Genomic DNA, 13494 nt, shown 5'->3' on the forward strand with positions numbered 1-13494 from the left:
ACTTATGTTTCTAAAAGTTATTTTATCATTGAATGAAAATGCCGTGTGGCAACACTGTGGGAATTACTTAGATTTACAAAGCTGGCACGCCTGGGGTAGGCTGCTGGGCATGTCTACCATTGTTGATTTTGAGGTGCCGTTCGACGGCAAGTTGCTGAAGGCCGATCACTACGTGGGGCGCGACAGCAATCGCATCCTGTATTTGCACGGCGCCGGTGCCAGTACGCGGCGCGGCCACCATCTGCTGCGCGGGGCCTTGCAGCAGCGCGGGCTGGGCAGCGTGTGTTTTGATGCGGTGGGCCATGGCGAGACGGGCGGTGCGCTGGCCGATTCATCGGTGGCTAGCCGCACGCGGCAGGCGCAGGCGGTGTTGGCGGCGCGTTCGATGCCGGAGCCGCTGGTGGTGTTCGGTTCGAGCATGGGCGCGTACAACGCCATCCGCTTGACCGAACAGCATCGCGTTGATGCGCTGGTGTTGATCGTACCGGGCGTGTACACACCTTCCGCGTACGAAGTGCCGTTCGGCCCCGAGTTCTCCGCCGTCATCCGCCGCGAGCGCAGCTGGGCCGATAGCGATGCGTGGGACATCCTCTCGCGCTTTGAAGGCTGTTTGCTAGTGATCCACGCCGAGCACGACGCCGTGATTCCGTTAGAGATCTCCGAGCGCCTGGTCGCCGCCGCCACCCGCGCCCAATCGCGCCAACTCCACGTCGTGCGAGGAGCCGAGCACAACCGCTTATGGTCCCTGCTGGAAGAAACGCCAGCTGACTTCGACGCAGCGCTCGAGATGGTAGTGGCAACGATAGATGGCGGAAGGCAGTAGGAGTCGAACTTACGAGGGAGCGGCTGACGCCCCCCACCGGGTTTGAAGCCCGGCCCCATCACCGGATGAGTATGCCTTCCTTAACTTGATTTATGCGCCGCTGGATGACCACGCGGCGTTCGGTCGCAACAGGTGCACGTTGCCGACCCGGCGAGTATAGCCGACGCGGTCGAAGAACTCCAACACCTGTATGGCCCGCTTGCGCCCCAAGCCGGTGGCGTCGCGGAACGACGCCGCTTGCACCTCGGGCAGCGTGGCGACGATGCGCGCCAGTTCGTCCAGTTTCTGCGGATGGTAGAACAGGTCTTTCACCACCTGATTCAGCTCGCCGGTCTTGGCGAGTTTAAGCAGCAGGCGGCGCACTTCGGCTTCCGGCATGCTGTGCTCGCGCATCAAGTCGCGCACCCATGGAGGATCGAAGCCGCCGGCCAGCAAGGAAGCTAGCAGCGGCGCGGCCTGCGCTTGTTCTTCTGCGCTCAACTCCACGCTGTGGTCAGGCAGGTGCAGGCTGCGGCCACGCTGGCCGATGGCGCCGGACGCCAGCAGCGTTTCAACCAAGCGGCTCCACAAGCGGTCTTCCATGTCGGGCGAGACGATGCGCTTCAAACGCCATAGCTCCGGCCCCGCATCGTCCGGCGCGCGCGCGTGGAATTCGGCCAGCGCGGCCAGCACGCGCGCTTGCAGCGCCTCCACTTCGGCGGCTGCAATCAGCAGCGTGTCGCCGCCTTGCAGGCCGACGTGCACCGTGCCCTCCGGCGCGGCGATCTCTGTCGCAGGCAGTTGCGACAAGCGCACCAGCGTCGATGCGCGCAAGCCCAAAGGCCCGCGTGCCAGCAGCGCAGCAATGTCGCCGTTGCTGATGTAGTCTTGCAGCGCTTGCAGCCACGCCAAGCGCGTTGCACTGCGCCGCTTGCGCGCCGGCCCGAATGGATCGAGTACCATGCCGCCGCCGATGGTCGCCGTGGCCTGCGCGTTGCGGATCACGAAGCGGTCGCCCGGCACAGCGTGCACCGGCGCATCCAGCACCAATTGAACGCGTCCAGTGCGGCCGGGAGCCAGTACTTCATCATCAAGCATCACGACGTTGGCCGTGTGATGCGCTGCGCCAAGGTGTACGTGTACCGGCGACCATGGCTTGAGCGTGATGCCGCAATCGGGCGTTAGCGTCAATTCCACGTCGATGCGTTCGGAGCACTCGGCCAATGCCGGCGCCACCACCCAAGTGCCGCGCGCAATATCGTCCTTGCCTGCGCCGCTCAGATTCAGCGCCAGGCGCTGGCCTGCGCGTCCCACTTCCGCCGAACGGTTTTGCGCGTGGATGCTGCGCACGCGCACTTGCTGCCCGCTCGGCGCAAGCTGCAAAGTGTCGCCCACGCGCACGCTGCCCGCCAGCGCGGTGCCGGTGACGATGGTGCCTTGCCCGGGCAGCGTGAATACGCGATCCACGCCAAGCCGGAACAAGCGCCGCTCATCGCTGGCGGGCAGCGTGGCCGCTATCTCTGCAAGGTGAAGGCGCAGCACTTGCACGCCTACGTCATTGGCCGCCGTGGCATTGGTGCGGAAAATTTGCGCGCCGGCGAAATCGGTCGGCGCGAGCAGGGCGTGGATCTCTTGCTCCAATTGCTCCAGCCGAGCCATGTCCACGCGATCAATCTTGGTCAGCGCCACCGCGCCGCGCTTTACGCCCAACAGACGGAGGATGGCAAGATGCTCCAGTGTTTGCGGCATGATGCCATCGTCGGCGGCGATTACCAACAGTGCGGCGTCGATGCCGGTGACGCCTGCGGCCATGGTGCGGATGAATTTCTCGTGGCCCGGCACGTCGATCACGCCGAGGATGTCGCCGTCCGGCGTATCGATGCGCAGCGGCGTGTAGGCGTATCCGAGTTCGATCGAAATGCCGCGCGCTTTCTCTTCCTTGAGGCGATCGGTATCGACGCCGGTCAGCGCGCGCGTGAGCGTGGTCTTGCCGTGGTCGATGTGTCCTGCGGTGCCGACGATCATGCTGTGAGCAGGGATAGTTGTTCAACGAAGCGCTGCTGCTGGTGATCCTGCAGGCAGCGCAGATCCAGCCACAGCGCGTCTTGCGCCACGCGGCCGATGACCGGCAGCGGCAGGGCGCGCAGGCGCTGTTCCAGCACGCCGAGCGCGTTGCTGATGCGGCCCGTTGCGGCAGCGCGTACCACCAGCCCGTGGCTGTGTAGCTGATCGACCGGCAGTGCGCCGCTGCCGATTTGGCTCATCATCGCTTCGTCAGTGACCACGTAGCCTGCGCCCAGCGCAGCCTGCAACGAAGGCAGGATGGCTTGCGCCTGTTCACGCATGGCGGCGGCAGGGCGGGTCAGCAGCTTGAGCGTGGTCAGGCGCTCGGGCAGCAGGTCGGGCGCGCGGTACAGCGCAAGCACCGGTTCCAGCGCGGCCAGGGTCAGTTTGCCGACGCGCAGGGCGCGCTTCAGCGGATTCTTTTTGATCTGCGCGATCAAGTCTTTGCGGCCGACGATGATGCCGCATTGCGGGCCGCCCAGCAGCTTGTCGCCGCTGAAGGTGACCAGGTCTGCGCCGCCGGCGATGGTCTCGCGCACGGTGGTTTCGTGCGGCAGGCCGTATTGTTCAAGATCGACCAGCGTGCCGCTGCCCAGATCCACGGCCAGCGGGATGTTGTGCTTCCTGGCCAGCGGCGCCAGTTCGTCCAGCTCTATGCTCTTGGTGAAGCCGGTGATGGCGTAGTTGCTGGTGTGGACTTTCATCATCAGCGCGGTTTGCGGGCCGGCTGCTTCGTCGTAGTCTTTCAGGTGCGTGCGGTTGGTGGCGCCGACTTCGCGCAGCACGGCGCCGGCGCGCGTCATCACGTCCGGGATGCGGAAGGCGCCGCCGATTTCTACCAGCTCGCCGCGCGAGACGATGACTTCTTTGCCGAGTGCCACGGTGTTCAGCATCAGCAGCACGGCGGCGGCGTTGTTGTTGACGATGGTGGCGGCTTCGGCGCCGGTCAGTTCCAGCAGCAGGTCTTCGATCAGGTTATCGCGGTCGCCGCGCTTGCCGGTGTCGATGTCCCATTCGAGGTTCATCGGCCAGCGCATCGAATCGACCACGGCTTGCACTGCGCTGTCGGGCAGCAGTGCGCGGCCAAGGTTGGTGTGCAGGACGGTGCCGGTGAGGTTGAAGACGGGGCGCAGCGGCGAGGTGTTTTGTTCGCGCAGGCGGGCGGACAGCATGTTGAGCAGGGACGGGATGCTGGTGTCCGGCGCGCCTGCCGCCGTCGCCGCAGCGCCGCCGTCGCGGGCGGCCAGCAGCATGGCGCGCAGCTCGGCCAGCAGCGCACGCGCCGCCTCCAGCGTCTGCATGCGGCCATATTCCGCGATCAGCGCCTCGCAGCCCGCGTCCGACAAGATCAGGTGGACGGCGGGCAGGCGGATCGCGCTTGCTGCTGCGGACGGCGTACTCATTCCGCGTTGAACCACAGCAGGGGATTGCCGCTGGCGCGGGCGTAGCCGGCTTCTCCTACCAGCAGGTCGAGCGCGAGGCTGCCCAAGTCGTCGGCCAGCGGTTCGACGTGCAGGTCGTGCTCCTGGTTGAAGATCTTGCGATAGGTTTTGCAGTCATCGCAAGTCTCCGCGCGCGCCACCTTGCTCGGATCATTGGCCTTGTTGGCCGGATCCGGCGCACCTTCTTCCGGCTCTATACTCTGGTAAGCCACCTTGGACGTGCTCTCGCAGCACGAGCATTTCACGCGCACCATGTGCCACTCGCTGGCGCAGCAGCTGCACTGCAAGTAGCGATAACCCTGCGATTGCCCGCCGATGCGAATCACGCTGGCCACCGGATGCGCACCGCACACCGGGCACAAAGTATTGGTCACCAGTGGTTGCACGCGCGGCGCATCGAGCTGGCTGGCGCGCGCCGTCCACATCACTTGCAAAGCCGCAGCCACGAACGGCGCATGCAGCGGATGCACGCCCTCGGTCAGCTCGGCCAGCACCGCATCGGCGCAGCCTTCCAACTGGGCCGCTTCCAGCGAACGCAATTCGGCCAGCACCGCAGCCAACTGCGGCTGGCTAGCCGCCAGTCCATCCAATTGATCCAGGATAGCGTCGAACACGCGACGCCAGGTCGCCGGACGTTGGCCGCTCACCGGCAGCGGCGGCATGTGATGATCGATCGCCATCTGGATGCCCGCAGCATCCGGCAGCGCAAACGTCTCGGCCGGCAGGGTGCGGATCACCGCCGCCTGTGCATCGACCAAGGCCGCCATCATGTTCAGATAGCCGGCCAGCGTTTCGCCGACCGGTATCCCTTTAATTTGATTATTCGCCAACTGGCGTAGACGCGCCGCGCGCGCAGTGAACAAGCTGCGTGCCTCAGGCAGCAGCAGGCGCGGAATGGCGGTGTGATCGAGGGCCTCGATCTCACCGGGTTCTAACAAGCGTTGTACCAAAAAATATCTCCCGTATGGCGGATGGCTGCCGGCTCCAGGAGTATTTTAATCCCAAATCGGCAGCCCCCCGCACACTTAGTCGCGGCTCTTGCGAACCACTTCCTCAAACCAACGCGGATGGTGCTTGCGCGCCCACCCGTAGGTGACGGTGCCGCGCACCATCGCCCCAATCGAACCCTTGACCCAGAAGGCCGCGTAAATGTGTACGATGATGGAACAAATCAGCACAAATGCGCTAAAGGCATGCAGCAATGCCGCCAGCCGCACGATCTCGATCGGGAAGTAGAACGCAAAGTAAGCGCGCCAAATCACGATGCCCGACAACAGCAGACCGCACATGCTGGCGATCAGCACGAAGAACAAGATCTTCTGGCCGGCGTTGTACATGCCGATCTTTGGGAGCTTGTCCTCGCGGTTGTTGAGCACATCGCCGATCTGGTTCAGCCACTGCTTGTCCGCGGCGTCCATGCGGTTGTGATGCCAGAAACGCAGCACCAGCACCGCAAACGACACGAACATCACCAGCCCGATAAACGGATGCAGGATGCGCGTCCATTGACCGCCGCCGAGGAACACGGCCATCCACGCCATCGCTGGGTGGAACATGGCCAGCCCGGAGACCGCCAGCAGGATGAAACAGATGGCAGTGATCCAGTGGTTGCTACGCTCGTTGGGCGTGTAGCGCTGGATCAGCGGGTTGCCATCTTTATCGCGGTTGGGTGAGCTCATTTTGCTTCCTCCCTGATGCGTTTAGCTTCCGCTACTGCTTCGGCTTCCTCTTCCTTGGACACCTCGTTCGGGCCCACGCGCGAGTAGTGGAACCAGCCCGCCAGCGCCGTCATGGCGATGCCCGCCAATGCCAGCGGCTTGGTCAAGCCCTTCCACAATCCCACCGTGGCGCTGATGCTCGGATCCTTTTTCAGGCCGTGATACAGCGTTGGCTGGTCTGCGTGGTGCAGCACGTACATCACGTGCGTGCCGCCGACGCCGGCCGGATCGTACAAGCCCGCCTGCGCAAAGCCGCGCGACTTCAGATCCTCGATGCGCTCTTCCGCGTGATCCTTCATGTCCTCCTTGGTGCCGAACATGATGGCGCCGGTAGGGCAGGTCTTGACGCAGGCCGGCTCCTGGCCGACAGCCACGCGATCCGAGCACAAGGTGCACTTGTAAGCGCGGCTGTCCTGCTTGGAGATGCGCGGTACATCGAACGGGCAGCCGGCCACGCAGTAACCGCAGCCGATGCAGTTCTCTTGGTGGAAGTCGACGATGCCGTTGGTGTACTGGACGATCGCGCCCGGCGAAGGACAGGCTTTCAGACAGCCCGGGTCTTCGCAGTGCATACAGCCGTCCTTGCGGATCAGCCATTCCAGATCGCCCTTTGGATTCTCGTATTCCGAGAAGCGCATCACCGTCCATGACTGCGGCGTCAGGTCGATTGGGTTGTCGTACACGCCGGTGGTTTCACCCACCTCGTCGCGCAGATCGTTCCATTCCATGCAGGCCGTTTGGCAAGCCTTGCAGCCGATGCACTTGGAAACGTCGATCAGCTTTGCGACAGTGCCGGTCACCGGTGTGCGAGCCATCGGAGTCTGCACCGTCGTTGCCGACATGCGCTTGATATCAAGTGATTGTAATGCCATGTTTATCTCCTCTGGCCGTTAAGCTTTTTCCACTTTCACCAGGAACGACTTCGATTCCGGTGTCTGTGAATTGCCGTCGCCCACAACAGGCGTCAGCGTGTTAACCAAGTAGCCCGGTTTAGTGAGCCCCTTGAAGCCAAAGTTGATCGGCAGGCCGACGTGGTGCATCGGTTTGCCATCGATGGTCAACTGCTTGATACGCTTGGTCACCACCGCTTTCGCGATGATGTAGCCGCGTCCCGAGGTCACTTTCACGCGGTCGCCATGCACTACGCCGACTTCCTTGGCCAGCGCTTCGCCGATTTCGACGAACTGCTCCGGCTGGATAATGGAATTCAAACGCGCGTGCTTCGTCCAGAAGTGGAAGTGCTCCGTGAGGCGATAGCTGGTCGCCGCATGCGGGAACTGCTCCTTCTTGCCCAACTTCTTGCGGTCGTTCGGGAACATGCGGCCGGCCGGGTTGTTGAAGGCTTTCGGATTGTTCGGGTGCAGCGGGTTATGCCCGATCGGCGATTCGAACGGCTCGTAGTGCTCGGGGAACGGCCCCTCCGCCATCGAGTCGCGCGAGAAGAAGCGCGCTACGCCTTCGGCCAGCATGATGAATGGCCCCATGCCGTTTTCCGGCGGTTCATCCGCCTTGTAGTCCGGTATGTCCGCGCCGCCCCAGTTGGTGCCGTTCCACGCAATCAGCTTGCGGGTCGAGTCCCATGGCTTGCCTTTCGGGTCGCAGGAGGCACGGTTATACAGCACGCGGCGGTTAGCCGGCCATGCCCACGCCCAGTTCAGCGTATTGCCGATACCGGTCGGATCGCTGTTGTCGCGGCGGCCCATCTGGTTGCCGGCAGCCGTCCAGCAACCGGCAAAGATCCAGCAACCGCAAGCCGTGCTGCCGTCGTCCTTCAACTGCGCGAAGCCCGCCAACTGCTCGTTCTTCTTCAGGATAACCTTGGTCGGATCTTTCGGATCGGTGATCTCTTTCAGCGCCTTGCCGTTGTACTCCATCGCCAGTTCCTCTGGAGTAGGGGAGGCTGGGTTGGCGTAGTTCCAGGTCAGGTTCAGAATCGGATCAGGGAATTTGCCGCCGTCGGTCTGGTACGCCTTCTTCATGCGCAGGAAGATGCCCGACATGATTTCCAGATCGCTCTTGGTCTGGCCTGGGCCTTCGGCGCCTTGCCAGTGCCATTGCAGCACGCGCGAGGAGCTCACCAGCGAGCCGCGTTCTTCCGCGAAGCAGGTGGTCGGCAGGCTGAATACCTCGGTCTGGATTTTCGTCGGATCGACTTTGTGGAAGTCGCCGTGCGGTTTCCAGAACTCGGCGGTCTCGGTCTGCAGCGGATCCATGATGGCCAGCCATTTCAGCTTGGACAGCGCCTCGGTGGTCTTCTGCTTGTCCGGCGCCGATGCCAGGATGTTGAAGCCCTGGCAGATGTAGCCGGTCATTTTCCCCTGGATCATCAGCTCGAACGCCTGCATCATGTCATACGGCTTATCGAGCTTGGGCAGGTAGTTGAAGGCGTAGTTGTTTTCCTCGGTCGCAGCGTCGCCCCACCAGGCCTTCATGAAGGAGACCAGGAATTTCTTCGAGTTGCTGTAGTAGCTCAACTGGTTAGGACGCAAAGGCTTCAGCGCGCGCTTGGCCACGTAGGCATCCCAATCCTGTTCCGCTTCGCCCGGCAGGGTCAGATAACCCGGCAGCATATTGGTCAGCAGGCCAAGGTCGGTCAGACCCTGGATATTGGAGTGGCCGCGCAGCGCGTTCATGCCGCCGCCGGCGATACCCATGTTCCCGAGCAGCAGCTGCACCATGGCGCCGGTACGCAGGGTTTCCGCGCCGGTCGAGTGCTGCGTCCAGCCCAGTGCATACAGGATGGTCGCAGCACGTCCCGGCACCGCGGTCGATGCCAGCAGCTCCGCCACGTGATGGAATTTTTCCGGCGGCACGCCGCAGGCTTTCTCCACCATCTCAGGCGTGTAGCGCGAGTAGTGCTTCTTCATCAGCTGGTACACGCAGCGCGGGTGTTCGAGCGTCGGGTCGACCTTGGCAAAGCCGTCTTCGCCCATCTCGTAGTTCCAGCTGCTCTTGTCCGTGTACTTGTTCTTCTCGTCGTCCCAGCCCGAATACAGGCCGTCGTTAAAGGCGAAATCCTCGCGCACGATGAACGGCATGTCCGTGTAGTTGCGGACGTAGTCGTGCTGGATTTTGTCGTTGGTGAGCAGGTAGTTGATGATACCGCCCAGGAAAACGATGTCCGCACCGGTACGGGTAGGGACGTAATAGTCCGCCACCGAAGCGGTTCGGGTATAGCGCGGATCGACCACGATCAACTTGGCGCCGCGATGCGCCTTCGCTTCCGTGACCCATTTAAACCCGCAAGGGTGTGCTTCTGCTGCGTTGCCGCCCATGACCAGGATGACATCTGCATTCTTGATGTCTACCCAGTGATTCGTCATCGCACCACGTCCAAATGTCGAGGCAAGACCTGCCACCGTTGGACCGTGTCAAACACGTGCTTGATTGTCGAATGGGAGCATGCCAGTGGCACGCATCGTTTTATGGGTTAAGTAGCCGACTTCATTGGTACTGGCCGATGCGCACAGCATGCCAGTGGTAGTCCATCGGTTGACGGTTTTGCCGTCCTCGGTTTTTTCGACGAAGTTGGCGTCACGATCCGCCTTCATCAGTTTGGCGATGCGGTTGAGCGCTTCATCCCACGACATCGGCGACCATTCGGTCGCACCCGGCGCGCGGTACTGCGGTGCGAGCAGGCGGTTCGGCGAGTGGATGAAGTCAATCAGGCTGGCGCCTTTCGGGCACAAGGTGCCGCGGTTGACAGGGTGGTCGGCGTCGCCCTCGATGTGGATGATGCTGGCCGCGGCGTTTTTCGCGCCATCGCCCAATCCGTACATCAGGATGCCGCATCCGACGGAGCAGTATGGGCAGGTGTTGCGGGTCTCGGTGCTGCGCGCCAGCTTGTACTGCCGGACTTCGGCCAAAGCCGTCGCCGGTGCAAAGCCAAGGAGCGCGATGCTCGAACCCGCGATGGTCGCGCCAGTCACCCGAAGGAACTGGCGTCTCGACATCTGGTTCATGGTGTCGTCCTCTCTTTTGGTCTAGTGACCTTCCGAGTTTAGCACCGGGCACAAGCGGACTGTGAGTGCAGATTTGTATTAATTGTTGCTAGATAGCCAGAAACGCCTTTCGGTATAGGTTATTTGATAATGTTGGTTTTATTTATAACAACGTTTCAACTGCCTGTAGTCGTAGAAGTGGCTGGCGGAGGAGATTTTTGCGTAGTCGCAGCTGGACTTAAAGCTGGTTTCGCGCTCGTTGTACAGCATGCGGATCAGCGTGCGGCCGGTGGTGTCCTGGTAGATGTCCCATTGGATGTTGGCCGCCATCGGCGCGACGGCGGCGCCGCGCCATGGGCTGTTGTCGTAACTGTAAATCGCGGCGCGCGGCAGTTGTTCGGACATGCCCGGTATGCCTAGCGCGCTTGCCATCGGGATCACGATTTCGGCGTGGGCGAAGCGGAGTTTGGCGGCGTGCGCGTGGTTGCCGGCGGTGATGGCGTCGGCCTCGTTGAAAAAATCGTCCAGCAGGGAAGAGGCCATGCGCCATGTGACATCGCCGTTTTCTGTGATGCCCGGGCCTTTTTCGTAGAAGGCGGCGGCGTCTTCGGCTTCGGCGTAGACGCGCGCGTGCTCGGGCGGCATGTACCGTGTGAAGTTGGTTTGGAGCTCGGCCCGCATGTCGGCTGCTGCGGCGTATAGCTGGTACAGCGCGAGTGCGGTCTCGGTGGCGTCTTGCGCGGCGATGAAGGCTGGCGTGAACAGGCGGGCCAGCGTGGCTTGGACGGCGGCGCGCAAGCGCGGTTGCGCGTGGATGGCGGCTTCGCGCGCTTTCAGTTCGTCGCTCCTGGCCCAGCGCTGGTAGGCGAGACTGGACTCAGTTACCTGTGCGTCGTCCCTGGCGTTCAGCTTGTGGAAGTAGAGCGTGGAGCGGTCTATACTGGTGTCCACTTGCGCGGCGAGTGCGGGCTGCTGCTGCACCAGCGAGCGGACGAAGAAGCCGCCACTGTCGACGGCGCGATCCTTGCCGGACGAGACGACCAGGATTCGGCGCTGGCCGCCTGCCGCGCCGTCGAACGGCTGCGGCATCCGCGCGTACAGGCGTTTGGCAAGCTGCGTGTGTTCTTCCAAGCCCTGCGCCGTCTCGTTGCCGTAGCCGATCTTCGCATTCGCCTGCATCATCAACTCGATGTCCGGCCCCAGCGCGCGGCCGAGCGGCGTGAGGGCGTTCTGCGCGGCCGCCTGCCGCCATACATCCAGCAAAGCATGCGCCGTCTTGGGGCTGGTCAGCCCGCGCGACCCGTGCCGCGCCAGCATCTCCGTGTAGACAGGTTTGAAGCCGTCCGGCGCCGCCTCATAGGTGGCGCTATCCTGCTGCGGCGCATACGGCGTCTTGGTCGCCAGCAGCAGCGACAGCGCAAGCTCAATCATCAGAAGTCCACGCGCACATTGACGCTAGCCGTACGCGGCGCGCCAATATTCAAGTAGTTCTCCTGGTAGTAAGTCCAGTACTTGCGATTGGCGATATTCGAAATATTCGCCCGCACGCTAATCATTTTGCCGAAATAGCGGTGACGATAATTGAAGCCCGCATCAAACAAGGTATAGGCTGGGAGCGTGTTCACGTTGGCAGCATCCATTGGCAACTCACCGAGGTACTGGCTGCCGACGTGCAGGGCGAGACCCGGCAAAACCTCGCGCCAGGTCGCCTGCACCGAAGCCTGGCGGCGCGGCGCCCCGACCGCACGCTTGCCGCTGTAACCCGGCGCGGCATCTTCCAGCGTCGCATCCAGCAGCATGATACCGCCTTCGATCGACACATTCTTCGCCGCCTGCACCACCGTGTTGAACTCCAGGCCTTGATACTTGGTCTCGCCATCCAGTACATACACATTGGCCGCATTGGTGTATTGCGCGCCGCGCTCGATGCGGAACAACGACGCGGTGGCATTCCACCAGCTACGCTCCGTCTTGACGCCGACTTCCGACTGCTTGCTCTTAATCGGCGCAAAAGTCTGATTTGCATTGACGGTGGAGGTAGGAGCATTCGCCGCCTGCTCCAGTGCTTCCACATAGCTGGCGTACAGCGTGGTATCGGCCGCCGGCTTGTACATCAGCGCCACGGTCGGCGTGGTCTTGTCTGCCGTGTAGCGCGCATTCAGCGCACCCTTGGTCGAATAAGCGTTATCGACAAACTGCGTGTAGCGCAAACCGGCCAGCACCGACCAGTTATCGCTCAACTTCAGCGTATCGCTGGCAAATACCGCTTCTTGACGGGCAGTCTCGTCGCGGTACGTGCCGCCGCTGTAATTGATGCCCCATACGTTGATGATGGTCGGTGCGTACAGATTGCCGGTGCCGAGATATGTCTTAGGCGTCACCACCGAAGAAGTGGATGCGAGGTTCTGCGACATCACGCCAAGCACCACCTCGTTGCCGCTGAAGCTACCGTTGATCGTCGCTTGCACCTGATCGAAGTGATAGCCGTGCAGCTCCGAAGTTACGCGATCCTTGTAATCGCCGGCGTTGCTGGTGATGTAGTACTGATCCTTCTTGTACACGCGAGTCGAATCCGATGTGCGGTAGGAAGCATTCACCACCCACTCCGGCGCCAAGCGATACTCAACACCGGTAGTCGCCAGCGTGTATTCCACGTCGCTGCCTGCGCCGACGCTATTCAACTTGCTTTCGCCGTCAATCGGCTTAGGCACTTTGTAAGCTGGGGCGATGATAATGTCCGTACCGCCCACGCTGGCGCGACGCTGATAGATCGCATCGTACGTCAGGGCCAGATCGGTGTTGACGCGCCATTCCAGATTCAAACCTGCGGCGTTGCGATTGATCGAGCCGCTTTCCTGTTTCAAATCGCCGTCTTCATGCAGCAGATTCAAACGATAGCCAAAGCCGCCTTCTTCGCCGAGGCGGCCGCCCATATCGATATGTTCCTTGATCGCGCCGCCTTCCTGGTAGCCCATGGCCGCGCTGAAGCTCTTGCTGGTAGTCGGGCGCTTGCTCACGTAGTTGACGATGCCGCCCGGCGAACCGAAGCCGTACATATAGCCGGTGAGACCCTTCAAGGCCTCTACGCTTTCAAACATCTCCAGCGGCATCTCGGTGCCGCGATTGATGTTGGCAAGGCCGTTGATCTTGTAGCCGTTCAGGTCATCGAGGCGCAGGCCGCGCATTTGAATGGTGGCCGGGTGAGTGGAAATCGGTGGCGAGATTGCCGTTACCGAAGCATCGTACTTCAGCACTTCCGAAATGCTGGTCGCCAGGCGGTCTTCGATTTCGTCGCTGGAGACAGCCTTGGTGGAGAAGGGCGTGCCGAGTTCCGATTTGCGTCCCAGTGCGCCGCTGCTGACGCTATCGCCGAGTTTTTTCTTCTCGACGGTGGCCTTCACTTCGACAGTCGACAGCGCGCCGCCCGCATCTTCCGCCATGGCGGAGAAGTGAAGGGCGCACAGGCCGGCGGCGGCAAGCGCCAATTGCAGACGGGATGGAGCGAAAGGGGACTTGGAAGGCATGGG

General features: G+C 62.2%; 9 protein-coding genes and 1 tRNA gene. 1 reads left to right on the forward strand and 9 read right to left on the reverse strand.

Translation table 11 applies throughout. The annotated features are described in order from the left end of the window. Window positions 1–109: 109 nt before the first annotated feature. Window positions 110–823, forward strand: a complete 714-nt coding sequence (locus GTP45_RS06160; RefSeq protein WP_161013001.1) for an alpha/beta hydrolase — start codon at window positions 110–112, stop codon at window positions 821–823. On the opposite strand, the gene GTP45_RS06165 is transcribed toward GTP45_RS06160, so the two are convergent. The 9 genes from GTP45_RS06165 to GTP45_RS06205 all read right to left on the reverse strand — a co-directional run bounded on the left by GTP45_RS06165 (window position 808) and on the right by GTP45_RS06205 (window position 13491). Continuing rightward, window positions 808–903: transfer RNA gene (locus tag GTP45_RS06165), tRNA-Sec, on the reverse strand. The two genes, GTP45_RS06160 and GTP45_RS06165, sit on opposite strands and share 16 nt — an antisense overlap. Before the next feature lie 10 nt (window positions 904–913). Beyond that, entirely contained in the window at window positions 914–2827 is a 1914-nt protein-coding gene (gene selB / locus GTP45_RS06170) for a selenocysteine-specific translation elongation factor (RefSeq protein WP_161013002.1), read from the reverse strand. Then, window positions 2824–4269: an L-seryl-tRNA(Sec) selenium transferase gene (gene selA / locus GTP45_RS06175; protein WP_161013003.1), complete on the reverse strand. Its 1446-nt coding sequence runs from the start codon at window positions 4267–4269 to the stop codon at window positions 2824–2826. Before selA ends, selB begins: the two co-directional genes overlap by 4 nt. Then, a complete protein-coding gene (gene fdhE, locus GTP45_RS06180; RefSeq protein WP_161013004.1) occupies window positions 4266–5258 on the reverse strand; it encodes a formate dehydrogenase accessory protein FdhE in 993 nt (330 codons plus the stop codon). Before fdhE ends, selA begins: the two co-directional genes overlap by 4 nt. A gap of 75 nt (window positions 5259–5333) precedes the next feature. Next, window positions 5334–5987: a formate dehydrogenase subunit gamma gene (locus GTP45_RS06185; RefSeq protein WP_161013005.1), complete on the reverse strand. Its 654-nt coding sequence runs from the start codon at window positions 5985–5987 to the stop codon at window positions 5334–5336. Then, on the reverse strand, window positions 5984–6898 hold the full coding sequence (gene fdxH, locus GTP45_RS06190; protein ID WP_161013006.1) for a formate dehydrogenase subunit beta: 915 nt from the start codon (window positions 6896–6898) through the stop codon (window positions 5984–5986). The genes GTP45_RS06185 and fdxH overlap by 4 nt, the downstream gene beginning before the upstream one ends. 18 nt (window positions 6899–6916) lie before the next feature. Then, window positions 6917–9988 (reverse strand): formate dehydrogenase-N subunit alpha, encoded by a 3072-nt coding sequence (gene fdnG, locus GTP45_RS06195; RefSeq protein ID WP_161013007.1) that lies wholly within the window; start codon window positions 9986–9988, stop codon window positions 6917–6919. Window positions 9989–10126: 138 nt separating this feature from the next. Then, window positions 10127–11398, reverse strand: a complete 1272-nt coding sequence (locus GTP45_RS06200) for a histidine-type phosphatase (RefSeq protein WP_161013008.1) — start codon at window positions 11396–11398, stop codon at window positions 10127–10129. After that, window positions 11398–13491 (reverse strand): TonB-dependent siderophore receptor, encoded by a 2094-nt coding sequence (locus tag GTP45_RS06205; protein ID WP_161013009.1) that lies wholly within the window; start codon window positions 13489–13491, stop codon window positions 11398–11400. Before GTP45_RS06205 ends, GTP45_RS06200 begins: the two co-directional genes overlap by 1 nt. Between the last annotated feature and the right edge of the window lie 3 nt (window positions 13492–13494).

The sequence above is a fragment of the Duganella rivi genome, from assembly GCF_009857435.1.
GTDB lineage: Bacteria > Pseudomonadota > Gammaproteobacteria > Burkholderiales > Burkholderiaceae_D > Rugamonas > Rugamonas rivi.